Below are 23,366 nucleotides of genomic sequence, written 5' to 3'. Positions count from 1 at the left end.
TTTCCACTGAATGATTAATTACAGAAAAACTTTTAGCTTATGCTCTATTCATAATTGTTATTTATAAAATACTTAAAATTCATAATTTAAGCTAGATTTTAACTCTTCACTTCGACTTCAAAGTTAGTAGTGTTTCCTTTACAGCTTCTTGAAGCTAATGTCATTAATTTTATCATTGTGATAACATCTCGAATGATTGATACTAAATAAGTAGTTTCAAGTAGAGTTAATTGAATCAGTGAATAAGAAATGGGCTATCAAACGCCTGACAATCAATCTGACATCAAGCGAAGCAGAGAGGTTAGAGAAATACTGCTCAATAACAGGACGACCAGCAACGGATATAATTCGAGAGTTAATCCGCTCTTTAACTGTTGAATCAACACCAAATGCAAACTGAAAAACATGGTTGTAGAGCAGAGTTACTCAGTAATTAAATGTACAAGTAAATGTTAACTTTCAAGAAGTCAATGTCCAAACTGGTGGTTTTGGTACAAAAGGTGCTGATGCAGAAATGCGCTTAGTGCTTCTACACCTACTTGAGATTATTTGAACACGTTTAAAAGAATTACTTAACAACAAAATTTGGGATAATAAAATGGATGTTGACTTTCTTTCTGAATATCAGCTAATTCTTAATGAAGCATCTGAGTTTCATTTAGGGTATCCCTATAACTTAAAACACGATCATACATTTTTATTACCTTTTCTTAAATACTCAATTAATAACCTTGGAGGAGATTGCTTTACTAAATCGCATTATCGAATTGATTCACGAGAATTTGAAAAGGAAGTGTTGCAATTTTTTGCAAATTTGTACCACCTTCAAGATTGGTGGGGATACGTAACTACCAGTGGAACTGAAGGTAACTTATACGGAATACTCTTAGGCAGAGAAAACTATCCTAATGCTATTTTGTATGCCTCAGATGCTTCACATTACTCTGTGAGTAAAGCAGCTAGTTTTTTTAGAGTTCCGTATTGCAAGATTGGTGTACAAACACCATCGGAAGAAATGGACTATAGTGATTTCTATAAGCAACTTGTACCTAATCTGCCTGCGATTATTTGCCTGAACCTGGGTACTACTTTTACAGGGGCAATAGACGATATTGAGCAGATTCTCAATGTTTTGGAGATGAAACAAGTCAGCCAATTTTATATTCATGTTGATGGCGCTTTAGGGGGAATGCTTCTTCCCTACTTGCGTTTGAACTGGATTGATTTCAACAGACCTATCAGTTCGCTGTCAATCTCAGGACATAAATTTATTGGTAGCCCTTTCCCTTGTGGCATTGTTATTACTAAAAAACATTTGGTTGAAGCTCTCACATCTGATATTGAGTATATCGGCGCTCAAGATATGACTATTGGAGGTAGCCGCAACGGACATACTTCACTTTGTTTATGGCATGAAATCTCTAAAAGGCGTTCAAACTTTGGATTAGAAGTAGCTGATTGTGTAGCCAAAGCAGAGCATTTGTATATACAACTGAAGTTAAGAGACTTCAATCCATTTCTCAACCCTTATTCAAATACAGTTGTTTTCAATAAACCCTCCGATAATCTGGTGAAAAAGTATCAACTTGCAGCCAGGGGAGATTATGCACACGCAATTATCATGCAAAATCACTACATTGAATTTCTAGATTATTTTGTTGAGGAACTTGTTACAGAAAAGTTTGATTTGGCAAAAATAGGTAAAGACTAAAGTAATTCGCCAGTAGCCGGAGTAGAAGTAATATACGATGCTATTGGCAAAGTTGACTTTTTTCTAAAAATCTGGAAAAGCCGAGAGGCGCTAAATCTAATAAGTTATTTATCAAATAAATCTTCAGATAAACCGGAATTTATTATTGATTCGCGGATAATTCATCTTCAATAAAAGTCTACCTTCAGAACAATTATGAGGTGGAAACTCTAGCTAATAAGGTTAACCAAAAAGCTTCGCATTGCCTATCATGCTCAAACAAGACAATACATCTGTAAGTCAATCTTCATACCCTCGCTTAACTAGAAGCCTAAGTGCTGTTGAAAGCTGGGGCTTCGGTTTGACAGCTCATATTTCATGGGTAGCATTAGTTCCTGCAATTCATGCTGCTCTTGGTTCACAAGCTATTTTTGTTTGGATACCTGCTGTAATTGTCGGGATGCTGATTAACTATCAGGTCAAGCGTTTAGGAATGCATTTTATTAATGTGGCAGGAGGAACGCCGAACTATGTCAGCCATCTGCTCAAACGCTACCCTGGACTAGCTCGCTATGCTGCTATTGGATACCTTCTTAACTGGGTTTCCTACTTATCAGTTAATACTCTTGTTCTTACTGATTTAATTAGAGTGAATTTAGAATCGCTAGGCATTGCCTGTCCTAAATTATGTTTGGACATTGGCTTTACGCTACTGCCGTTTGCAGTAGCGTTTAGTGGTACTCGTGCGCTGAGTATTTTGCATTTATTTTTTGCAATTCCAGCTTTTGGGCTACTAACTACCTTTTGTGTACAAGGTCTTGGTTGGTTAACTTTCTCTAGTGCTAGCCCTGGGTTTTTTCCTAACAGTTGGTCATCTTTGAGCTTCGTGGATTGGGGAAAGTGGTTCTTTTTCGTTTCCTACGCTACTTACAGTTGTGAAACGGCTTCTTCCTTTGTCGCAGATAGCCGTCATCCCAAGCAAACGCTGCGCTTTCTGGATATTGCTGCTTGGATGATGCCACTTATTTTTATCGGCGGGTCTTGGGTGATGATGCGATTAGCAACAGCGCCAGGTCTGGATGATAATGCTTTTTTGAATCTTGTGGCGGCTTCTAAACCCTTTTGGGGAAGCTGGGCCCAAATTAACATCACCTTTCTATTGGTGTCTGCCTCTCTGTTAGGTTCTGCAACAGTAGTTTCTAATTGCCCTAGAATTTTGTATCAACTTGCCTTAGATAACCATATCTCACCAGTCTTTTCTGCTGTGTCGCGTCGGGGCGTATTTGTGCCTGCTCTGAGCTTAACTTTGGTGCTTTGCTCCTTTTATCTGATTTGGGCAAATGTAACCCAAATTGTAGCAGTGGGAAATATCGGTTGGTTTGCCTCCTTTATGTTATTGCATTTAGGGCTTTGGTTGGGGCGCAATCGTCCAGAAGTTTTGTTTCCTCGAATATCCTTGGGCATTCTGCTGTTAGAAATTGTGGTTTTATTGGTGGGGGGGGTTGCCTGGGGTTGGATAAATTTCCTGATTGGTCTAGTATTTCCAATTGGGATTATCGGAATTGATGCGCTAATCCGCCACGTTAACTTCCCGCCTTTTCATTTAAGTTGGTGGAGGCGACATTACCGCACACGCTCTTCGGTAATTATTAAGGATTCTGTCATACTCCAGGTAAGCATCCTAATTATTTTAATATGCAGTGCAGTTACAACGGGCTGGTTATTTGGTGCTAACCTTAACACGGCGACAAAAGCTACAGATGAAAATTTATTCGTTGTGCTGCTGATGACAGCGGCATTTATAGGAGTAGCTGTGGCCTGTTGGACAACTTTACCCCAAGTAGTAGCCATTGCAGAGGCACGAGAAGCTGCCGAACACCTGTTTACTGTTGCCCAAGATGGTATTTTGGTCTTGGATGAGCAGGGTACTATCAGGCAGGCAAACCCAGCAACTGAATCTATTTTTGATATCAAACCATTTGAGTTGCTAGGAAATCACCTCAGCAAATGGATATTTGAATTTCCTGACTATCCACAGCAATGGACAAAGCGAAGTGAACACACCCTATTCCACAAAACTGATGTGCGAACTTTGGAAGTTTCTATTTCCGACCGACCGCATCAAGATTTTCAAGAATATGTCGTTATTCTCCACGATATTACTAAACGCAAACAAGCAGAGGAAAGATTACGACAATCACAAGCACAATTACAACAAGAAGCAAAGCTGCTAGCATCCCAACTGGTGCAGAGTGAAAAAATGTCTAGTTTGGGGCAGTTAGTGGCAGGTGTCGCTCACGAAATCAATAACCCCGTCAATTTTATCTATGGTAATTTAACCCCTGCCAATGAGTACACCCAAGATTTACTTGAACTGCTGCAACTATACCAGCAATACTATCCTAAACCAGTAGCCCAAATCCAAAAGCAAGCACAAGCCATAGATATTGATTTCTTAATAGAAGACCTACCAAAGTTACTAACTTCTATGAGAATTGGTGCTGAAAGAATTACAGAAATTGTACAATCTTTACGTAACTTTTCCCGCCTAGATCAGGCAGAGATGAAGGCGGTAAACATTCACGAGGGTATTGATAGTACCTTGATGCTCCTCGAGCATCGCCTCAAAGCTACAACTAATCATCCAGCGATTCAACTCATCAAGGAATACAGCAATTTACCATTGGTAGAATGTTATCCTGGACAACTTAATCAGGTGTTTATGAATCTTCTTGCAAATGCAATCGATGCTTTAGAAGAATCGATAGTCGGTGAAAAAACCACTAATAATCCTCAAATTTGCATTTGTACTAGTTTCATTGCTGACCAGAAGTTAGTAGTTATTTCTATTGCGGATAATGGTCGTGGTATCCCGGAAAATATTCAAAAGCAACTGTTTGACCCCTTTTTTACGACAAAACCAGTTGGAAAAGGCACAGGCTTAGGCTTATCTATTAGTTACCAAATAATTACTCAAAAACATCAGGGAACATTAGAATGTATTTCCTCTTTTAATAAAGGTACAGAATTTATAATTACAATTCCCCTAGAAGGTAGGGGAAGCAAGGTAGGGCGAACGCATCTAAATATTAAAGATCGTTGATCAAGGTTGAATTCCTCAACACTACACAAGGCTTTCAGAGAATTAGGTTCGTGACTTGGCTCTTTTAAGGTCAAAGGGGAAGATGGTACCCCCACGAAGTAAAATATTTGGGGCAGGGGAAAAGATTTTAAATCCCTTACCCTTTCCCCGCACAGATATTACATTACTGTGTTTCCTTGAAGACCGGGGATTCCTGCCCAATGGCATATCGCCCTTGCAGGAGATTGATCAGGTTGCACTTATGCTTATCAGCTTAAATCTGTTTTCAGTAATCCATATAAATAATCATCAATCAACTTGCCATCACGGTATAAGTGCTGGCGTTGAATGCCTTCTAGCTTAAAGCCATTTTTCTCTAGAACTCGACGCGATCCCCAGTTAAACTCAAATACTCGTGTCCAAAGACGAAGTAAACCGAGTTCTATGAAAGTATAGTGGAGGAAAACCTGAACGGTTTGTGTCATGATTCCCTGTCCCCAATACGAGGAGGCAAGCCAGTAACCAAGTTCGGCAACATGAGGATGTCTCTCATCAATTTCACCAATACCAATTGAGCCAATCAGTTGCCCTTGTGGATTGCGGATTGCTAATAGATGTGGTTTTCCGTATTGATTAGTGATGTCTCTATGGCGTTGAATCCAATGTAGTGCGTGTTCTTTAGTGTAAGGGTAAGGAATATTTTCAGTTGTCTGGTGAATAGCCGGATCGTTGAGATGCTGTAAGGATTCAGGTGACAGAGTATTGACAAAAGGAACACTTGAGGAGGACTATCACAGATATGAACGAAAACCTGCCTCAAGAATTAGACCGAGAAAGCTTGAACCAGTTATCAAAAGAAGAACTGGTAGAGATAATTATTGAGCAGGGCAAGATAATACGTGAGTTACAGAAAACAATCTTAGAACTACAGCAAGAAGTAGAACTTTTAAAAGTCAGCCGAGATTTGGATAGTTCTACCTCATCGAAACCACCATCTGGGGATATTCTGAAAAAGAGCGAAAACAAAAAAGCATCCTTGGACGGAGAATCAAATCATCCCAAAAGGAAACCAGGCGGACAACCAGGACATCAGGGAAAAACGCGCTCTGGTTTTGGCAGAGTAGATCGTTATGAAATCTTACGTCCAGAAGATTGTGTTTACTGCGGTCAAAAAGCATTTGCGACCGTGGCAGTAAAAATAGAAAAACAGTCTGTAGCACAATTAGTAGAACGTCCCATTGAAATAGTTGAGTATCAACGCCATACGTGCGTGTGTAAATGCTGTGGAAATATACAAACAGCCTCATGGTCGCCAGATATCGTTCCAGGGCAAGATTTAGGAGTTAGATTGCAGGCGTTTTTAGGATGGGTAAACAATTATGCACACATGCCCTACGAAAAACAGCAAGAAATGCTTTTGGAATTAGGACAGATTGAAATTGGGTTAGGCACTTTAGTAGCAACAAATGAACGAATCCAACAAGCGATTGAACCATGCATTATTGAATTAAGTAATTGGGTAAAACAGACACAACCTAACATCCATGTGGATGAAACACCTTGGTCAGTTAAAGGAGTCAAAGAATGGTTGTGGGTAGTTGCCAATTCTGATTTCTGCCTGTTTACTGCGGCTGACACTCGTTCACGAGCCGAATTAGAAACGATTTTAGGGGCTAAATATACAGGCGTACTCAGCAGTGACGATTTTAGTGTTTACAATGGCTATCAAGTTGTTGCCCAACAGAAATGTTTAGCTCATCTACGCCGTCACTTCAAAAAGTTAATCTTAATTCCAGGTCTTCACAACCAAGCTATTGGCGAAATGTTTGTTGATTTAATTGATGAAGCCTTTAGGAATCATGCACGATGGTTTGAGACTCTTGACTGCTTGAGTTATAACGATTGGGTCAATAAATTCAAATCCAAGTTGCAATCCTCTGTTGAGCAATGGATTAATCTTGCAGGAGCTACAGCCGGCCACCTTTTACGTTCTTTGCGCGATAAAGCAAATCAATGGTGGTATTTCCTTGATTACCCTGAAGTTCCTCCTGATAATAATCAGGCCGAACGCTCACTTCGTTTGGCTGTGACAAAACGTAAAGTTAGTGGCGGCTCCCGTTCGATGAACAGATTTAAACACACTGCCAATTTATTGACAGTAGTGCAAACTTGTCGTCGTCAAGGTAGAGCTGTGATTGATTTTTTTGCACAAGCACTGCTGGCTAATTCTAATAGTTATCTGTCTTGCCCATCACTGCTTCCTAAATATTAGACCTGAATCTTTACGAGATGCTCAACATACGTGAGCGCATCTGAGGATTGTAGCTGTGATAACCAAAAACTATTATTTTTTAGCAGCAGTTCGATCATCATGATGTTCAAATGTTTTTTAAGAGCTGATTGTAAAGAAAATCTAAATAGAACTAAATCTGCCTTGACTAAAGTTGTAGGCTAAATCAAGTTTAGTGATTTTATTGTCGATCAGCCGTCCAAGAGCAATTGAAAATCCGCATTGCAAAGTTAACGACCAGCTTGCTAGCAAACAAGGCTATTGAAAGGGCGATTGCATGTATGAAGATAAGGTTTACTAAATTCAGTTGACAACACTTGCTGATTATACGCCTCTTGCAAGGCTCACTTCGATTGCACTTTGCTTAACAATATTTACAAAAATACAAGCTCGTTTCAAATATTTTAAAGTTCATATAGATGATTTATCAGTGAAGTTTTGGATTATAGGTAAATACTCTGGGGAGGGATGTGCTAAAAATAGTTTTACGGCAAGTATGCTGTGCTTAACATCTATATATTTGTTAAGTATTGCACAAGGCATTTTAAGTCTAGATAATTCATTAAATTTGATCAATAGAGCAAGTCATGAACAAAAAATGGGCTGTCAAACGAATCACAATAAATCTTGCATCAGCTGAAAGCGAAAAACTTGAAAAATATTGTGCAAGTACAGGTAGACCTGCAACTGATGTAATTCGGGAGTTGATTCGCTCTCTCTCCATAACCGAGTTGTCAGCATCTGAACAGACTACATCTGCGCTAAAATATGATCTTCCCATTCTGAAATAGTGGCAATTGAATCGCTTGTAACTGTTTGGCATTATCCAAATTGGACAAGGAAATGCCCAGTAATCTAATGCTGCGATTCTCCAGATCAATCGACTCAAACAGCGCTTTGGCTATCTCAAAAATCATAGAAACTTCACTAATGGGAGCAAGCATTGTCTTACTGCGGGTTAACTGCTGATAGTCAGAGAACTTAACTTTCAGAGTTAATGTGCGTCCTCGCGTTTCATGCTGCTCTAACCGTTGCTCGACAATTTGGGCAATCTGTTCAAGTTCTTGTAACATTTCACTATGGTCACTTAAATCTCTAGCAAATGAGGTTTCTGCACCAATGGACTTGCGAACTCGATTTGCTTCAACTGGGCGGTCATCTTCTGCCCTGGCAATTTTGTAGTAATAATGACCAGCTTTCCCAAAGTGGTGTGTTAGCTCCAAGAGCGATGCCTTCGGCAACGTCTTCGACGAACGCTCTTTCAAATCTGCGCCAGTGTGAATGCCGAGTGAGTGCATCTTCGCCGCCGTAACTTCTCCAATGCCGTGGAACTTCTCAATCGGCAGCTGTTCTACAAAGGCGATCGCTTGTTCTGGCAAAATCACCGTTAGTCCGTTGGGCTTGTTCTGCCCTGATGCCATTTTTGCAAGAAACTTGTTAATCGACACGCCTGCGGTTGCCGTCAACTGGGTTTCTTGGAAAATTGCAGTTTTGATGTGTCTTGCGATAGTAGAAGCATAGGTGATATTCTGCTTGTTCTCAGTAACGTCCAAATATGCCTCATCTAGCGCAACCCCTTCCACTAAATCACTGTAGCGTTTGAAGATAGCGTGGATTGCTGCGGAAATCTCTCGGTAAACGTCGAATCTCGGTCTGACAAAGATAAGTGCGGGGCATTTAGCAATCGCAGTTATTGAAGGCATTGCTGAGTGAATACCAAATTTTCTAGCTTCATAACTGGCAGCTGCAACTACGCCTCGCTGATTCGGACTGCCACCGACTACTAACGGTTTACCGGGCGTAGCTAGGGTTGTCTCGCTGTTCCACCGATGCGTAGAAGGCATCCATATCTACGTGAACTATTTTTCTCGTTCTAGCGACAGATTCTTGTCCCAAGGGTAGCTCCACCACAAACAGTCTCGCTTTTCACACTATTTTCAAGCAAATTAAATCCTAAATTAGAAATCCTATAGTACACTAGCACTAGTTTGAGCCAAATTTTGTATATCTGCAAATTATTTAAAGCTTGCTTGAACTTTCTACTATCAGCCCCGATTGGTTTTTCTGTTAATAGACTTGTCCGAAAACTCCAAAGCCAGACTGTTCAAAGCTTTGAGACAAAACTTTGATATTTGCATCAAAACGTAGTTACAAGGGGTTGAGATAGTTAGTGAGAGTTTAGAGGCATAAAAATTAACTCCTAATTTCTCAAAATTTATAATTATTGCTAGTAACTAAGTTGGCAGAACTAAGCTACCGATTCTTAACCTAACTAATCCGCAAACTGTTAAAATAATTTGCTCATAAGTCTCAAGATTTAACCGAAACCTCTGTGAGGCAATCCGAAATATTTTGAGCAAGCAGATTAAATGCTCAATAAATATTCGATTACTGGACAAAGCAATATTATCATCTTTTTGCTGTTGAGTTAGTTCTTGTTTCGGTTTTCTTTTATGAGGCGTAGTGATGTTTTCGCCGCCTTGAAATCCTTTATCACCTGAAAAAGGTTGAGATTTATCAAATTTTTGCTGAGATTGACGAAACAATTTTATGTCTGCTGTTAGCCCAGGAACACCTACTTCTAGCTCAACAATATCTTTTCCTTCTGGCATTCCAATCATTTGGCTTTTCAAAGTATGTTGTCTTTTCTTCCCAGAACAATATTTTTGTTGTTCTTTTTGGTCGGAATGCCTATATATTGACTGTTCCAAGCTATCCACTAGTAGCCATTCGTTAATACTTCCTGAACAAATACTAAATCGCTCTCATTATTTGAGACTTTTTCTAATAAACTAGCTGGGAAAACATCTCGCAGTATTGGTATCCAGTAATGAAAAGTATCGTTGGCTTCTGTCTTAGATACCCTAAATAACATTCCTAATACTTGAAATGTTAGCATCTGCCTCAAATCAAACAGACATAAACAGATTTGTTCTTGGATGGATAACAATTCTTTACGACCACCACCAGCCGCATTAATTCTTATTTTCTGGCTTTGGAGTTTTGTTTTAATTTCTTGGTGCCGTTTTATCGCGCAATCCCACGGTGATTGTAACTGTTCATAACTAATCCCTAAAATTTGTTTTGTCCGGTGGGGATAGTTTTGTATATAATCAAAAACCATAACTACAGCAATTCCTGCTGTTATAGGGTACAGTTAATAAGAATAAAAATATTATCTTTTTATGAAAGCATATTCAATCGATCTACGCGAAAAAATAGTTGCAGCACATATTCAGGATAAAATATCAATTCGTCAAGTGGCAATCAGATTTGCTGTTAGCAAAAGTTTAGTGCAAAAGCTAGTAAAGCAACAACAAATCGAGGGAAATTTACAACCCAAACAACGAGGTAAACCCCAGTTTAGTCATCTCACAAATGTGGAAGTAGAGTTAAGAGAACTGGTTGTAGAGAATCAAGATGCAACAATAGTTGAGTTCTGTGAATTATTTGCATTGAAAACAGGAAATGGGGTGAGTCGAACTGCAATGTGCCGCGCCTTACAAAAATTGGGATTAAATCGTAAAAAAACATTGCGGAGTAGTCAAGCAGCAACTCCAAGAGTCCAAAAGCTGAGAGCAGAATATTGGGAAAAGGTTAGAGATATAGAGCCAGATAACTTAGTATTTTAGATGAGACAGGAGTAATACTGGGAATAGCTTGAACTCATGCACGTTCACAGTCGGGAACAAGAGTATACGAATTAAAACCATTTTATCGTGGTGGAAAAGTTACAGTTATTGGAGCCATTAGTATCAAAAAAGTTGTGCCATTAATGACGATGAATAATTCAATGGATAGCACAGCATTTAATGTATCTATTAAGAAGTTTTTAGCGCCTCAATTGTGGTCAGGAGCCGTAGTAGTTATGGATAATTTACCTGCACATAAACTAGCATTTATTGAACCAATGATTGAAGCTGTCGGTGCGAAAGTTCTTTGCTTATCCCCATACTCTCCCGATTTTAACCCCATCGAGTTATGGTGGTCACAACTCAAGTCTTTTTTCCGCAGCTTTGCTCCAACTACAACATAAATGATTGATAAACTCATCTCAGTTTCACTCGACTTAATAAATCCTCAACATTTAAAAAACTGGTTTACTAATTGCTGTTATTCTACCTCATAACAACGGGAAGTGCTGTATTAATACCCTTCATGAATTTTATAGGGTTTTTCTTGGGCGTTTAACAGTGATAGTTGCTATTCACTTTAGTATAAATTGCTAATCAGGGGCAAGTTGCTTCTTCTCTGCCCCCTCTCAAGAGATGTCGCCAAACTACCATTTGCCGACTTTTACGCCTTTACAATTATCTGCAACTATAAAAGTAAAAGAACGAAAAGTTTCTGTAATTCGTAATTCGTAATTAAGAACAGAACTTGTCATAAAGACACTGGAATCTTAATAACAAATTCTGTGCCCTCGCCCAAAATGGAGTTACAGATCAACTTACCATTATGGGTTTCTTCGACAATTTGACGAGCGATCGCTAATCCCAATCCTGTTCCCTTGCCAACGTCTTTAGTGGTAAACAAGTGGTCAAAGATATGTGCTTTAATATCCTCTGGCATTCCCGACCCGTTATCTTTGATTTTAATTACTACCGTATTTTGGTCGCTGGATACTTCAGTGCGAATTATAATTTGTTGAGAATTAGCTTGTAATTGGGCAAATGTTCGCCCAACGCTTTCTGTATCTAATACATCAATTGCATTGGCAAGGATATTCATAAATACTTGATTTAATTGTCCTAAAAAGCACTTAACAGGCGGTAATTTACCATAATCTGTAATTACCTCAATCGCTGGACGTTTTTGGGACGGTTTGAGGCGATACTTCAAAATTAACAGTGTACTCTCAATTCCTTCATGCAGGTCGCAAGCAACTTTTTCAGATGTATCGGCTCTGGAAAAGGTGCGGAGACTAGTGCTAATGTCCATAATACGTTCTGTTGCTACATGCATCGAACCTAGCAGCTTTGGTAAGTCCTCACTAAGAAATTCTAAGTCAATTTTCTCGGCAAGGTTGGTGACGGCCGGTGTCAGTTGGGGATAATGTTGCTGCACACATTGCACATACTTAAATAAATCTTGGATATACTCTTGGGCGTTATTCAGGCTACCTTTGATAAATCCAAGAGGGTTGTTAATTTCGTGCGCTACCCCTGCAACTAAGTTACCCAAGGTTGCCATTTTTTCACTTTGCACTAATTGCAATTGTGCGTTTTTAAAATTATCTAGCGCTTGCGAAAGCTCTGCGGTGCGTTCTTGTACCCGTTGTTCTGAAATATCCTTTTGTCGAGCTAATTCTAAATTTGCTTGTCGTAGTTTCAGGTGAATCCTAATGCGTGCAAGAACTTCTTCTTGTTGAAATGGCTTTGTAATATAATCGACAGCTCCTAAGGCTAAACCTTCGACTTTATCAGTTGTATCATTAAGAGCAGTCATGAAAATAATCGGAATCTCGCCGGTGATCTGTTGAGATTTTAATTGACGACAAGTTTCAAAGCCATCAATTTCTGGCATCATTACATCTAGTAAAATTAAATCAGGAGGGTAATTTTTTATCGTTTCGATACCGTGCAAACCATCCATTTCTACTAGGACTTTATAACCTGCTCGGTCGAGTGCATCATATAGCACTTCAATATTAGTTGGATTATCGTCAATAATCAGAATTGTTTGACTTGTACTATGAGTTGCCATTAGTTTTCAATCTCCTACCTAAATCTTTGTTGATTTCTGAGATTGGTTTATCGACTCTAGGAGAAAATGACGAACTGTCTGAATATTGAAGCCTTTAACCAATTCCCTGAGTTCTCGAATAAAGGGTTGATACTGCTCATCTAATTGAGCTAATCGATCCAATTCTTCTCGGATACCTCTAAAGTACCCAGTTTCAACATGTTCTAATAACCCTTTTAAATCAGAAATACTTGGACTTAAAATGGTTTTGGCGCTTGCATCTGTATCGATTGAGGATTCTGTACTAGTATTTTTATATACCCAATTTAATTGTAATTGCTTGGCTAATACAGCATAAAGTTCATGTGCTTGCACGGGTTTTGCCAAGAAATCGTTACCACCAGCATCTAAACTATTTTGGCGGTCAATCTCAAACACGCTGGCAGAAGAGACAATCACAATGGCATCACGTAAAGTTTGGGACTGACGCAATTGTTTGAGCATTTCCCAGCCATCCATGACGGGCATGGCTAAATCACAAATGATCATATCGGGGCGATGGCGTGTAATTTTTTCTAAACCCTCTTCTCCGTTGTTGGCTTCGAGAACCTCAAAACCAAGGGGTTCCAAAAGATTGACAATCACTGACCGATTTTCCCAACGATCATCGACAATTAGGATTTTTTTACGATTCTCTTTGATAGGGGTTGCGCCAACATATCCGACAATTCTCCCAGATGATGTTAGGGAATTTGTTTGTACCCAATCAGTTGCGATCGCACAGTTAATATTAAAGAAAAACTTACTACCAACCCCTAATTGGCTTTCAACCTGGATTTGACTGGCCATCAACTCAACAAATCGCTGGCTGATAGCAAGTCCTAATCCCGTTCCTTCGCTTTGACGTTTGCTATCCCCGACTTGCTCAAAGGGGAGGAAGATTTTCTCTAATTGCTGGGGACTCATGCCGATGCCCGTATCCTGAATATAGAAACGAAGATTAGTTATATCCCCTAACAGCACTTCCACTTTAAATGTGACACTGCCTTTGTCGGTAAACTTAATGGCATTTCCCAACAAGTTAATCAGAACTTGTCGCAGACGCTTCTCATCAGCAACAATACCAATTGCTGAATTCTTCGATGGCTGATAAATAAACTCAATACCCTTTTGTTCGGCTTTAATGCGGCAGATTTCCACAACACTTTGTAGAAACGCAGGTAAATAAAATGGAACCAGCTGTAGTTCTAGTTTGCGAGCTTCTATTTTAGATAAGTCGAGAATATCGTTAATTAAAGTCAGTAAATGCGAACCACATTGATAGATAATATCGATGCCACGCTGTTGTTTTTCGTCAGATGCAGTCCGGGCAAGAATTTGAGCATAGCCTAAAATGCCGTTGAGCGGTGTCCGCAGTTCATGGCTCATGTTTGCGAGAAAATCGCTCTTGGCATGATTGGCAGCATCTGCGGTAAGTTTCGCTTCCTTTAACTCGTGGGTACGTTCTTCTACGCGACTTTCTAATTCTTCGTTAGTTTTAGCTAATTGTTGATTGGTTTGCTCAATAGTGGTGAAAGAGTCCCGTAACTGCTGCGCCATGCGGTTGAAGGACTGCGCCAATCTACCCAATTCATCCACTGGCGGTACTTCTACCTGTTGGTTTAATTCACCTGCTGCAATCGATTCTGATGCTTGACTCAAGCGCAAAATAGGACGGGCAATCCAACGAGAGGTGTAGAAGCCTAAAATTGTTGCTAATGTTAATGCACCTAGACATAACAAAAGTGTTGTACGCGTGTTGGCATTAATTTGTCCCATAAAGTCCGATTCTGGAACCGCCACAACCACTAGCCAATCTAAACCCCATTCATCCCGCCAAGGTGCTACTTGAATAAAATGGCGCTGACCGTTAAGTTGAAATTCCAGCGACTGATTGTCTTTGATGGTTGATAAATTCTTAAAACGCTCAGTTAAATGTTTTGCAGTAGCTTGAATCAGTGGATCTTTACTGTCAGAGCCATGAAGCCTTTTAGCTTTGCTATTAACAAGTGTAAAAGATTGTTCTTTGTTGGAACTTGCAATTAACAATCCATTGCGTTCCAAAATAAAAGTTTTCCCAGATGGACTAACTTTTAGCTGCTGGAGAAAATCACTAATCTGCGTCAGTCGTTGGTCAACTCCAATAACACCAATTAAATTCTTGTTTTTGTCATAAACTGGACGATTGGCAGACACAGATACGGTGTAAGGCGGCGATTGCCATTGATAAAGCGTCCACATCGATTTGCCTGTCTTTGCTGGCTCTTCACACCAAGCTTCTTGCATCGCAATGTAAGGACCATTATCGATCGCCAGTTTAGCCCGATTTCCTAGTTTATCTGTGTTGTAGATATACCAATGTTGATTGCCATTGCGCTTGCGGGAAACTTCATCGACTGTAACGCGACCATCATCAAAGAAGCGTCCAGCACCTGCAAAATCTCCTGTCTGCAAGCAAAAACCAATATAGCCAACATTATGCAGTTGGAGTTGCTTCCAGAAAAACTGCCCAAGTTGCTGTGGATTGTTCGGGTCAAGTAATCCCATATCCATCGCACCGCCGTTAATTTCAGCTAGGTGACGACCTGTATTCAGGTAACTATCTAAATGCTGGTCAATGCGATCGCTAACTTCACGTTGCAATCGATTGGCTAAATCATTCACTGCTTGTTGTCCGTTGCGGAGAGATAAATAGCCTGTTAGACCTACTGCGGCGAAAATTTGCAAAACGAAAGGAAGCACAAGCACTAAGCGTAACGGTAGATTCCCCTTGTTAGGAGAATTTTTGTTATTTGATAGCATCATCTCAGATTGGCTCCCCTTTCATCCTGACGATTGTCATTGGTTATTTATAGGGTTCCCAAATTAACCTTGATGATTAAAGCGGCTCTGAGTTAAGTGCAATAGGGAGCTATGCGGTTTCGTCAGATCCAGTAAAAAACAAGCGATCGCTAAATCATTTTCCCAGTAGTACAAATAAATTTATACTTTTTAAACAGTATTAACACTTAAAAAAGAAAGATGAGTTTGACTCATAACTTGCAAGACTCTCTTTTTTGAGCCAAAAAAAAAGCTAGGATTCCCTTTGAGCAAGAATTTAGAGATAGGGATTATCTACCTTAATGGAAAAAAATATATGTGCAACTTTAGATTTGAGTAAATCATTATCAGACTTTTCTTCGCAGGTAACAAAATATTTAGAATTGACGAACATCACGGAATGGAATGGAAAAATTCTTAAAGAAAGAGAAGAAAAAATTAGAGAAATTGCACTTATTTTAGCTGGACAGTGTATTGCAATTTTGTTGTATAACCTCTCCCAATCTCAGTCAGCTAATCAAACAGCTATGATTCAAACAAGAAGCTGGTGGGATAGTACTATGCAAAAACATGGTTATAGGAAACGCCAAATCTTAACAGTTGGAAACGTTTTATTTACTCTATAATTACCATATATGGTAATAAAAAAGTCAACAAAGACCACAAATAAAATGTCTCTTCAGGGATTTTATCCCCTGTTAAAGTGGTTGGGGATGTCAGAAGGATTAACCCCGTTAGTATGGTCAACAGTTGCTCAATACGGTGCAATTACTAGCTCATTTGAAGCCGCCTGTACAACTTTAACTGGTTGGGGAATTAATCTTAGTTTAAAACGAATTGAGCGTTTGACATACAAATTTGGTCAAACTGGCATCAACTTACGGCAATCTAAAATATTAAATCGGCAGATGGGCATTTTACCTGAAGGTGATATTCTTAAAGATCAAAGAGTTGTTATAGCTGTAGATGGTGGTCGGAGTCGAATCCGAATTAATAAAAAGGGAAGAAAAAATTCCAAAACCAAGCGACACGGCTTTATTGGCAAATGGGTTTAGCCAAAGTTATTCACAATTTATGTTGTTGATGAGCAAGGTAAAAAAATAAATAGTTCTGAAATTCCTATTACAAATGATGGCACTTATGAAGGATATAAGGGACTGCCAGAAAATAAACTATTCCATTAACAATAATGATAATCATTTTAAGGGGAATGAAGGGGCTGCCGACAGCAGCCCCTTCATTCCCCTTTTGTAGTAATTTAAATAATGACGCTTGTTTTTGAGTGTGGTAACTGATGGCCATAATATTAACTGATTCTCTCAAAAAGTTGTTGATTGAAACTGCATTTCAATTAAAAGGTGTCTATTGGGGTTTCCAAACCAAAGATGCTCGCCGCAAAATGCAACGTTTATATCCAAATCCAACCTAGCAAAGTTGCCTTGGCAGACTACTAGCTTAAACAAACTCAAAGCTTGAATTTATTACTTCTACCCTTCCGACTTCTGCCCTATGCCCTCTGCCTTCTGCCTTCTGCCTTGCCCCAACCAAGATCACCAAAAGTTGCCAAGAACCACAATATCCTTTAAGTTACACACACAGGTGAGTTGCTACTAAGAGCAATCGCACTATTGAATTCCAATCACGTTAAATTTTTGGAACAGCAGTACAGGTTAATGCTGGTTGGATATTTACAGAAGATTTATCCGCAATTAGCTCAATTTTGCCCTGGGAATTCCGATGCCAGGATGTGGCTTGGACAAGGGTTTCTGAAGATGGGGGTATTTGTACTTGTAAAGCTTGTGTTTTGCGGAATGCAGAGATATCGCGGACATCAGACCAAGTGCGATCGCTCCAAACCTGTTGATTAGGATTTTGCGGTACACCACCTCGTCCTGTTGCCACAAAACTACTGCCAGTATTGTTAGAACAACCTGTAGCAATTTGTTGTGATGAATCAACCAAGTTTATGGGTAATTCTACTAAACTAGAAGTGAGGTCAATGCCAAAATTATTAATATCAACTGTACCGTTAATGCCAAATTCGGAACTAGCGGTGATGTCGTTTTCTGGAGTAAGGCGATCGCGGTATTCTAAGCCAAAAATTCCCTGAGTGGTGATTTGAATATTGCCCCCTCGTCCTTTGATTGCACTCGCAATAATGTCACTATTTTCCAGCCCCAATATAACTGGTGCATTGAGTCTAATGTTTCCACCATTGCCTGTACCCTCTGCTTGAGCAGAAATTTTAGTGCCATGACGCAGTAACAGCACATCCCGTGCTTGCAGCGAAATATCGCCTCCTTCACCAAGTTTTGTAGAAGCAGAGAGTAAGCCTTCATTGTTCAAAAAAACTGAGCCTGCATCAATTCGCAATCTCCCTCCGTTAGTAGGCCCATTATTTTGAACTGTGACTTTACCCTGCGACCGCACCGTTAAACGGTCTGTGAAAATGCTGATTGAGCCTGCATTTCCAGTGGGGTCACTAGTGAATCCGTTGAGTAGAGTACGGCTTTCAGCAGAAGTTGCCGAGGAGCTAATCAAGCCGCCATTGACATCTACAGATTCCGATGCATTGATGACCATCGTGCCAGCACTGCCCTTACCAACAGTAGTTCCATTGAGTCTTCCGCCTTCTCGAACCGTCACCGTGCGGGCATTAATAGTCAAATTGCCACCATTTCCTCCACTAAAACTGCCAACTCGTAAATCACTTGCACCTTTGAAAACCGGATCAACCCCCTGGATATCAACTGAATCAGCATTAAGTGTCAAATCTCCGCCCATTCCCGTACTAAAGGATGCGGTTGAAATAATCGCACCACCCGAAGCTGTAAATTTTGTTGTAGAAATGTTCAAATCTCCCGCATTTCCAGAAGACCCGCCATTGACACTGACAAAGATACCACTGAGAAACCGACGATTCAAAGGGGCTGAACCAATTGCTTGAAGGGACTCTGAGGCATTTATTTTGACATTGCCAGAGCCGCCAACACCAAAGGTGCGGGTGACAATTTGCCCTCCTTCGCGGAAGATGAGGTCTTTGGTGGCAACTCTAATTTCTCCGCTCATTCCAGAGTTAGTTGTTTCTGTAATTAATTGGCTACGAACTTTGCCATCAGTCGTCGTGCCAGCAAACTCTAATAGTCCTGATGCGCGAACGTTAATTGAACTGCCTTGCAAGGAGCCAGAGGATGCTAAGTTTTGTACGATTCCAACAGAACCATCGGTTAAACGGATATTATTTCCTGTTAGAGAGATGCCGCCACTGCTTGTAGAACCACTCGCGTCAAGAGCAGACTTGTGAGAAAGTTGAATATCTTGAAGGTCAGATACACTAGAATAGTCGAGCGCGTAGCCAGATGAATTTGAACTCAGCTTGACCAAGCCTGTACCGACACTGCCAAGATCAATTTGTCCCTGTTGTGCAACCAAATGCGCTCCATCTAACGAAATGCCCCCACCGACAAGGGCTAGTGTTCTTTGTGTCTGAACAGTTAAAGCCCCTGGATTTATGGCGCGTGTAAAAGGTGGAAATGCGTCTATGGGCGTTGGGATGATAGCAAGATTATGACCTGTTCCTGCCACCTGAATTGGTGCAGAATTTTGCCCCATCTGCAAACCGATTGGCACGTTCATTGTCAATAAAGGTTGAGCAGTTATATTTGTAGCACTAAACTCCACCTCATCGACAAACTTAATACTATTAGCTGTTGTCCCTATAAATGATCCACCAATATCTAAACGAGCATTTTGCCCAAACACAATCCCTGCTGGATTTATTAAAAATAAACTGACTGGATTATTACTATTTACTGTACGAATTAACCCATCAATATTAGAAATATTTCCACCCGTAACTCGACTAAATATAGTTGTAATATTTGGTATATTAACTAAATCGAAGGTTGCTGAACCACCTGTTGGTACAGAGAAATTGCTGAAGCTATGAAATAAATTACTACCTTTTTCTATTCCATTGAGAATGGTATAGTTATTCACACTTTGGGTGACAGTTGTGTTGGTAGTACCGTCAGATGTTACCTGAGCTATTGCTGGTAGTAACATCCCTGAAGCGAATAATCCTGTTGTGAGTAAATATATAACTGGATTAATCCCAAGGCTTGTTATTTTGTGAATCCCTTTCATACCATCAATACTCCTTAAACTCTTCAAAACGATATTTTTTGATTTAAAAATTCCTAAAACGGTGAATACTGCATCGAGAAGTATAACCCATTTTCTTGGAGCGATCGCTTTTTACCGTTTATCGATACAGCGCTTCCGGCTATTATGCAATATAGTTTTCTCCTTGCCCCTCTTTTATCATCGCTTTCAGCTTTTAGGATGTACCTCATAGCTGCCGGAAGTGCTGCATTAGTGGAATGCCCCAATCCAACCTAGCTTTGAAATTAATGGATTTTTTATAATTAACTTGTCAGGCTAGATAACTATTCGGCATAGCTAGCTATTTAGTTAAGTCTCGATACTTTAATGCAATGAGCGTTATATCATTCATATAAATATTCGCTTTTTTTACCAATGCCTTCAGTTAAAATACTTATTTTTCTAGCATAATCAAACAAGCTGCGAGAAATACAAACATAATTTCCTCAAAGCCCTGGCTCAAAAAATGCCTAAAAGAATGTTTGGAAAGTCGGTTGCATAGCCAACAGTTCACTCAATGCCGTCTGGCTCTAGCAAACTACACAGTACAACCAAAACTGTTTAGTGCGTTATCTATTGCTATACTCCGATTCCAGAAGAGTTAAAACTTTTTCTTCCACAGCACTCAAATAAGCCCGGTTCAGCTTCCCCAACGACTCCAAAAACCTCTGCACCGACTCCTCCAGTAAGTCTGAATACACCCGATGGATGCGATCAGCTACGCTGGGCGCTTGCGCCATCGCAAATCACCCGCATCTGCTCCTGACTTTTCACGGGATGTGGAAAAGGAGGAGAGGTTCGCGTAAATCCTCCACGAACTAACTTTTATGGTTGGCGATATTTAGAAGTTTCTTCGATTAAATCTTTCAACCCAAGGTTTAGGGACTCAATGGATCGATCTAAAGCTCAGGGGTGAGCAAAAACGTATTCGACAAAATAGACGACGTGGTAGGCGTATCAATATCTTCGGTATTTGGGAGCCAAAAGTTCGTTTTGATTATGCTTTGATGGTGGGAACGCTCAAAACACCAACCTATGTCCAGCTGATGAACTGGCAAGCTCAAACTGCTGCTACTGGCTTAACGTGAGTTCGACGGAGCTAAAAAACGGCAGGAGGTAGTGCAGGTAAATCTTTTGGGTAAATATCAATCGATGGTTTTTTGGGCAAATAGGTGTAAGCAGCCAGTCCAGCCATCAGATTGACCAAAAAGTTAAAGACACTACGATGTCGAGAATGTTCTATTTGACACATATTTTTGAGATAGTCATTGACAGATTCAATTACCGCCCGTTTGCGTAAAAGAATTTTGTCAATTAGTTTTACCAAACGGTTTTTCATCTTCTTTTTAGATTTGGTAACTAACTCTAAACCTCGCTGATATAACTCCTCAAATAATTTTTGTGAGATATATCCTCGGTCTCCAAACAGTTTACCAATTAAGTCTTTGGTCATATCAGGTACTGGCTTACGGTCATCTACATTAGCTGGGGTTAGCTTGAATGCCAGTAATTCTCCACAATCGTTAATAATCAAATGAAGTTTAAATCCGAAATGCCAGCCCACAGAATTTTTACCCCATTTCACTAACCCCTTAAAAACTTTATGGGCATGTGCGCGACAATTGTGACAAACATCTATCGGAGTAGAATCAATAAAACTAATCCCTGTAACCTCTCCTGTGCGTGTATGTAAAAAACAACACAACAACATTAAACACCAAGGCATCAGTTCCACAAACCTGGTGTAGCTCACCAAGTTGGGAAACGCTCCACGCCAACTTTGTAGCACGTGCAAGGTGTAGAACTCCTTGAAAGTTTTATAACCACTACCGTGAAATGCGATCGCAATTGTCATCACCTCTGATAAATGCATTTTTGATTTGCTGCGGCGCTCTCCCTTTGTGGATGGTAACTGTGGCACTTGTTGCCACAAGTTCTCCCACTGGTTGCAAAAATCATCTACGTCACAGAAGATTTGTACGATATCGAGGCGAGATACAATGGTAGACATAGCCGAGATCCTCATTTTTCTTAGATATTTTTAGTCTCGGCGTTTTTTTGTGCCTTTTTTGCTCATTCTCAATCAATCTTGGCGTAGGCGTAGCCCGCCGCAGGCATCGCACTTCGCCTGCCCAGTTAAGCAAATTCCTATCTAGCAAGCTTTTTGGGCTTTTCTATCCGTCGAACTCACGTTGGCTTAGTTGAAACTGGACAAATCACCGCGATCATTCATGATAATGCCTCTGTCCATAAAAGCTCTTTAGCTCGCCAGCAGCACCAACGTTGGCAACAACAAGGTTTGTACGTCTTTTTTCTTCCTCCCTATAGTCCCCAAATGAATCGGATTGAAGATGAATGGTTGCATCTAAAGCGTGACGAGCTTGCTGGTCAAGTTTTTGAGGATGAATATGAATTAGCGTAGGCGTAGCCCGCCGCAGGCATCGTTATTATTGATGGTATAAATAACCGAGCTAACCACGGACAGTATCAAGTTGAGCGTTTTACATTTAATTAGGTTGGTCTACTTATCTCCTACAGCTAGCACCACAGGAGTGCCGTTTATTTCTTGGGCTGTTTGTTTAAAGTAAGGTTGAGTCAACTTTTCAAAATTAGTTTTTGGATTAGCAAAAATTCGTAACCACGTTTGAGGTCGCTAGCAGTTTTAAATATTTTGGATAAAGGCTGACCATATTTTACCGATAAAAGTTCACCTATAAATGCTGCTCTTTGGGTTAAACGTTTGTCTCCAAAGTTACACTCCTCATACAGATTTTTCTCTAAGATTTTCATTTCCACTCATTGACACACTTACCACGACAATATCTAAAATCACGAGTCAATTCTCTCTTATTGGTTCGCGTATATCTTCCGCAAACCAATTTCCCTTTTCCACATCCCGTGAAAAGTCAGAATTTCTAACCGGAGAGAATTCGGTTTGGAAACCGGATTTTAACAAGGGACTTTCAACCGCAGACAATAGGTTTCTCCAACCTGAGTTGTACCCATCGGTGCATCTACTTGACCGACCATGCGTCCCATAATCGCATTAACTAGAGAAGTTTTGCCAGCACTCCCCGTACCAAATACCACTACTTGAATTTCACCCCGTGCGAGGTTGGCTTCAATTTCTCGCGAGCGACTTAATAAAGCCTGACGTGTGACTTCATCTTGAATTTGCGCTACCTGTTGCCGCATAGCCTGGAGAGTTGTAGAAGCTGCGTCAGATTTAGCAGCAGGAATTTGGGCCGCTGTTGCTCGCTTCGGGTTGCGACGCGATCGCTTTTCCCCGGATCTAATCACCAATACATAATAGACAAAAGCGGCAACCAAGGCTCCAATCAGGATAATCAGCAGCAACAGCAGTAAATTACCTAGCAACGGCGAATAGGATAATTGCCAATAGAGGCGTGATAGGGAATCAATGAGCCATAAGGCTAGCCCCAAAATGACAATCAGACCGACAATCAGCGTTACTATGCGTGACAGAGGCATGGCTGGGAAGGTTTAGTAAGTATTCAGTAGGCAGATGCTTCTAATCTTAATAGTTTCAGCATTTTTTACCAGAGTAGGAGACTTGCAAAGAATAAGTTACTCAA

19 protein-coding genes and 3 pseudogenes are annotated in these 23,366 nt (G+C 40.2%); 11 read left to right on the top strand and 11 right to left on the bottom strand.

The window, feature by feature from the left end; translation table 11 throughout:
* The first annotated feature begins 229 nt into the window (after nucleotides 1-229).
* From V7K53_RS31595 to V7K53_RS31585, 3 genes are all read left to right on the top strand, one after another.
* Nucleotides 230-400 carry a CopG family transcriptional regulator gene (locus tag V7K53_RS31595; protein WP_335201435.1) on the top strand — a complete coding sequence of 57 codons (171 nt, stop codon included), beginning with the start codon at nucleotides 230-232 and terminating at the stop codon, nucleotides 398-400.
* 198 nt (nucleotides 401-598) lie between these two features.
* Nucleotides 599-1,711 (top strand): histidine decarboxylase, encoded by a 1,113-nt coding sequence (locus V7K53_RS31590; protein ID WP_335201424.1) that lies wholly within the window; start codon nucleotides 599-601, stop codon nucleotides 1,709-1,711.
* A 250-nt stretch (nucleotides 1,712-1,961) separates the two neighbouring features.
* Entirely contained in the window at nucleotides 1,962-4,793 is a 2,832-nt protein-coding gene (locus V7K53_RS31585) for an ATP-binding protein (protein WP_335201423.1), read from the top strand.
* Between the two features lie 248 nt (nucleotides 4,794-5,041).
* On the opposite strand, the gene V7K53_RS31580 is transcribed toward V7K53_RS31585, so the two are convergent.
* On the bottom strand, nucleotides 5,042-5,530 hold the full coding sequence (locus tag V7K53_RS31580) for a GNAT family N-acetyltransferase (RefSeq protein ID WP_335201434.1): 489 nt from the start codon (nucleotides 5,528-5,530) through the stop codon (nucleotides 5,042-5,044).
* A gap of 41 nt (nucleotides 5,531-5,571) precedes the next feature.
* Here V7K53_RS31580 and tnpC point away from each other — a divergent pair, with 41 nt between their 5' ends.
* The 3 genes from tnpC to V7K53_RS31565 all read left to right on the top strand — a co-directional run bounded on the left by tnpC (nucleotide 5,572) and on the right by V7K53_RS31565 (nucleotide 7,853).
* The gene (gene tnpC / locus V7K53_RS31575) at nucleotides 5,572-7,044 is read left to right on the top strand and encodes an IS66 family transposase (protein WP_335201421.1); all 1,473 of its coding nucleotides are present in this window, start codon (nucleotides 5,572-5,574) and stop codon (nucleotides 7,042-7,044) included.
* Nucleotides 7,045-7,369: 325 nt separating this feature from the next.
* Complete coding sequence (locus V7K53_RS31570) at nucleotides 7,370-7,702, top strand: hypothetical protein (protein ID WP_335201436.1); 333 nt, start codon at nucleotides 7,370-7,372, stop codon at nucleotides 7,700-7,702.
* Nucleotides 7,650-7,853 carry a CopG family transcriptional regulator gene (locus V7K53_RS31565; protein ID WP_335201420.1) on the top strand — a complete coding sequence of 68 codons (204 nt, stop codon included), beginning with the start codon at nucleotides 7,650-7,652 and terminating at the stop codon, nucleotides 7,851-7,853. The genes V7K53_RS31570 and V7K53_RS31565 overlap by 53 nt, the downstream gene beginning before the upstream one ends.
* Here the strand turns inward: V7K53_RS31565 and dinB are convergent.
* From dinB to V7K53_RS31550, 3 genes are all read right to left on the bottom strand, one after another.
* The gene (dinB, locus tag V7K53_RS31560) at nucleotides 7,824-8,906 is read right to left on the bottom strand and encodes a DNA polymerase IV (protein ID WP_335201419.1); all 1,083 of its coding nucleotides are present in this window, start codon (nucleotides 8,904-8,906) and stop codon (nucleotides 7,824-7,826) included. The genes V7K53_RS31565 and dinB overlap by 30 nt on opposite strands.
* Before the next feature lie 390 nt (nucleotides 8,907-9,296).
* The gene (locus V7K53_RS31555; protein WP_335201418.1) at nucleotides 9,297-9,782 is read right to left on the bottom strand and encodes a transposase family protein; all 486 of its coding nucleotides are present in this window, start codon (nucleotides 9,780-9,782) and stop codon (nucleotides 9,297-9,299) included.
* Nucleotides 9,782-10,186: a helix-turn-helix domain-containing protein gene (locus V7K53_RS31550; RefSeq protein WP_335201417.1), complete on the bottom strand. Its 405-nt coding sequence runs from the start codon at nucleotides 10,184-10,186 to the stop codon at nucleotides 9,782-9,784. Before V7K53_RS31550 ends, V7K53_RS31555 begins: the two co-directional genes overlap by 1 nt.
* Before the next feature lie 61 nt (nucleotides 10,187-10,247).
* Here V7K53_RS31550 and V7K53_RS31545 point away from each other — a divergent pair, with 61 nt between their 5' ends.
* Nucleotides 10,248-10,694 carry a helix-turn-helix domain-containing protein gene (locus V7K53_RS31545; RefSeq protein WP_335201415.1) on the top strand — a complete coding sequence of 149 codons (447 nt, stop codon included), beginning with the start codon at nucleotides 10,248-10,250 and terminating at the stop codon, nucleotides 10,692-10,694.
* Between the two features lie 47 nt (nucleotides 10,695-10,741).
* A pseudogene (locus tag V7K53_RS31540) lies at nucleotides 10,742-11,098 on the top strand (transposase); the annotation flags it as partial.
* A gap of 347 nt (nucleotides 11,099-11,445) precedes the next feature.
* Here the strand turns inward: V7K53_RS31540 and V7K53_RS31535 are convergent.
* Nucleotides 11,446-12,768 carry a hybrid sensor histidine kinase/response regulator gene (locus V7K53_RS31535; protein WP_335201414.1) on the bottom strand — a complete coding sequence of 441 codons (1,323 nt, stop codon included), beginning with the start codon at nucleotides 12,766-12,768 and terminating at the stop codon, nucleotides 11,446-11,448.
* Between the two features lie 18 nt (nucleotides 12,769-12,786).
* A complete protein-coding gene (locus V7K53_RS31530) occupies nucleotides 12,787-15,591 on the bottom strand; it encodes a hybrid sensor histidine kinase/response regulator (RefSeq protein WP_335201412.1) in 2,805 nt (934 codons plus the stop codon).
* A gap of 317 nt (nucleotides 15,592-15,908) precedes the next feature.
* On the opposite strand from V7K53_RS31530, the pseudogene V7K53_RS31525 reads away from it, so the two are divergent.
* A pseudogene (locus V7K53_RS31525) lies at nucleotides 15,909-16,760 on the top strand (ISLre2-like element ISCst1 family transposase); the annotation flags it as partial.
* Nucleotides 16,761-16,900: 140 nt separating this feature from the next.
* Nucleotides 16,901-17,035: a hypothetical protein gene (locus V7K53_RS31520; RefSeq protein ID WP_335201411.1), complete on the top strand. Its 135-nt coding sequence runs from the start codon at nucleotides 16,901-16,903 to the stop codon at nucleotides 17,033-17,035.
* A gap of 215 nt (nucleotides 17,036-17,250) precedes the next feature.
* Here V7K53_RS31520 and V7K53_RS31515 read toward each other — a convergent pair whose 3' ends face one another.
* From V7K53_RS31515 to V7K53_RS31505, 3 genes are all read right to left on the bottom strand, one after another.
* Nucleotides 17,251-19,752, bottom strand: coding sequence for an S-layer family protein (locus tag V7K53_RS31515; RefSeq protein WP_335201410.1), 2,502 nt, complete (start codon nucleotides 19,750-19,752; stop codon nucleotides 17,251-17,253).
* 587 nt (nucleotides 19,753-20,339) lie between these two features.
* The gene (locus V7K53_RS31510; protein WP_335201408.1) at nucleotides 20,340-20,510 is read right to left on the bottom strand and encodes a hypothetical protein; all 171 of its coding nucleotides are present in this window, start codon (nucleotides 20,508-20,510) and stop codon (nucleotides 20,340-20,342) included.
* 359 nt (nucleotides 20,511-20,869) lie between these two features.
* A complete protein-coding gene (locus V7K53_RS31505) occupies nucleotides 20,870-21,781 on the bottom strand; it encodes an IS982 family transposase (RefSeq protein ID WP_335201406.1) in 912 nt (303 codons plus the stop codon).
* A 153-nt stretch (nucleotides 21,782-21,934) separates the two neighbouring features.
* Here V7K53_RS31505 and V7K53_RS31500 point away from each other — a divergent pair, with 153 nt between their 5' ends.
* On the top strand, nucleotides 21,935-22,192 hold the full coding sequence (locus V7K53_RS31500) for a transposase (protein WP_335201404.1): 258 nt from the start codon (nucleotides 21,935-21,937) through the stop codon (nucleotides 22,190-22,192).
* 173 nt (nucleotides 22,193-22,365) lie between these two features.
* Here V7K53_RS31500 and V7K53_RS31495 read toward each other — a convergent pair whose 3' ends face one another.
* Complete coding sequence (locus V7K53_RS31495; protein WP_335201402.1) at nucleotides 22,366-22,560, bottom strand: IS4/Tn5 family transposase DNA-binding protein; 195 nt, start codon at nucleotides 22,558-22,560, stop codon at nucleotides 22,366-22,368.
* A gap of 171 nt (nucleotides 22,561-22,731) precedes the next feature.
* Nucleotides 22,732-23,262 (bottom strand): annotated as a pseudogene (locus V7K53_RS31490) (GTP-binding protein); the annotation flags it as partial.
* Nucleotides 23,263-23,366: the final 104 nt, after the last annotated feature.

The sequence above is a fragment of the Nostoc sp. genome, from assembly GCF_036917355.1.
GTDB lineage: Bacteria > Cyanobacteriota > Cyanobacteriia > Cyanobacteriales > Nostocaceae > Nostoc.
The sequence above is the reverse complement of the archived record's forward strand: the minus strand, read 5'-3'. Positions and strand labels throughout refer to the sequence as shown.

Coding starts and splice junctions, on each gene's coding strand:
- V7K53_RS31590 (WP_335201424.1), top strand. CDS start 599: ATGGATGTTGACTTTCTTTCTGAATATCAGCTAATTCTTAATGAAGCA.
- V7K53_RS31585 (WP_335201423.1), top strand. CDS start 1,962: ATGCTCAAACAAGACAATACATCTGTAAGTCAATCTTCATACCCTCGC.
- tnpC (WP_335201421.1), top strand. CDS start 5,572: ATGAACGAAAACCTGCCTCAAGAATTAGACCGAGAAAGCTTGAACCAG.
- V7K53_RS31565 (WP_335201420.1), top strand. CDS start 7,650: ATGAACAAAAAATGGGCTGTCAAACGAATCACAATAAATCTTGCATCA.
- dinB (WP_335201419.1), bottom strand. CDS start 8,906: ATGCCTTCTACGCATCGGTGGAACAGCGAGACAACCCTAGCTACGCCC.
- V7K53_RS31550 (WP_335201417.1), bottom strand. CDS start 10,186: ATGGTTTTTGATTATATACAAAACTATCCCCACCGGACAAAACAAATT.
- V7K53_RS31545 (WP_335201415.1), top strand. CDS start 10,248: ATGAAAGCATATTCAATCGATCTACGCGAAAAAATAGTTGCAGCACAT.
- V7K53_RS31535 (WP_335201414.1), bottom strand. CDS start 12,768: ATGGCAACTCATAGTACAAGTCAAACAATTCTGATTATTGACGATAAT.
- V7K53_RS31530 (WP_335201412.1), bottom strand. CDS start 15,591: ATGATGCTATCAAATAACAAAAATTCTCCTAACAAGGGGAATCTACCG.
- V7K53_RS31520 (WP_335201411.1), top strand. CDS start 16,901: ATGGCCATAATATTAACTGATTCTCTCAAAAAGTTGTTGATTGAAACT.
- V7K53_RS31515 (WP_335201410.1), bottom strand. CDS start 19,752: ATGAAAGGGATTCACAAAATAACAAGCCTTGGGATTAATCCAGTTATA.
- V7K53_RS31510 (WP_335201408.1), bottom strand. CDS start 20,510: ATGGCGCAAGCGCCCAGCGTAGCTGATCGCATCCATCGGGTGTATTCA.
- V7K53_RS31505 (WP_335201406.1), bottom strand. CDS start 21,781: ATGTCTACCATTGTATCTCGCCTCGATATCGTACAAATCTTCTGTGAC.
- V7K53_RS31495 (WP_335201402.1), bottom strand. CDS start 22,560: ATGAAAATCTTAGAGAAAAATCTGTATGAGGAGTGTAACTTTGGAGAC.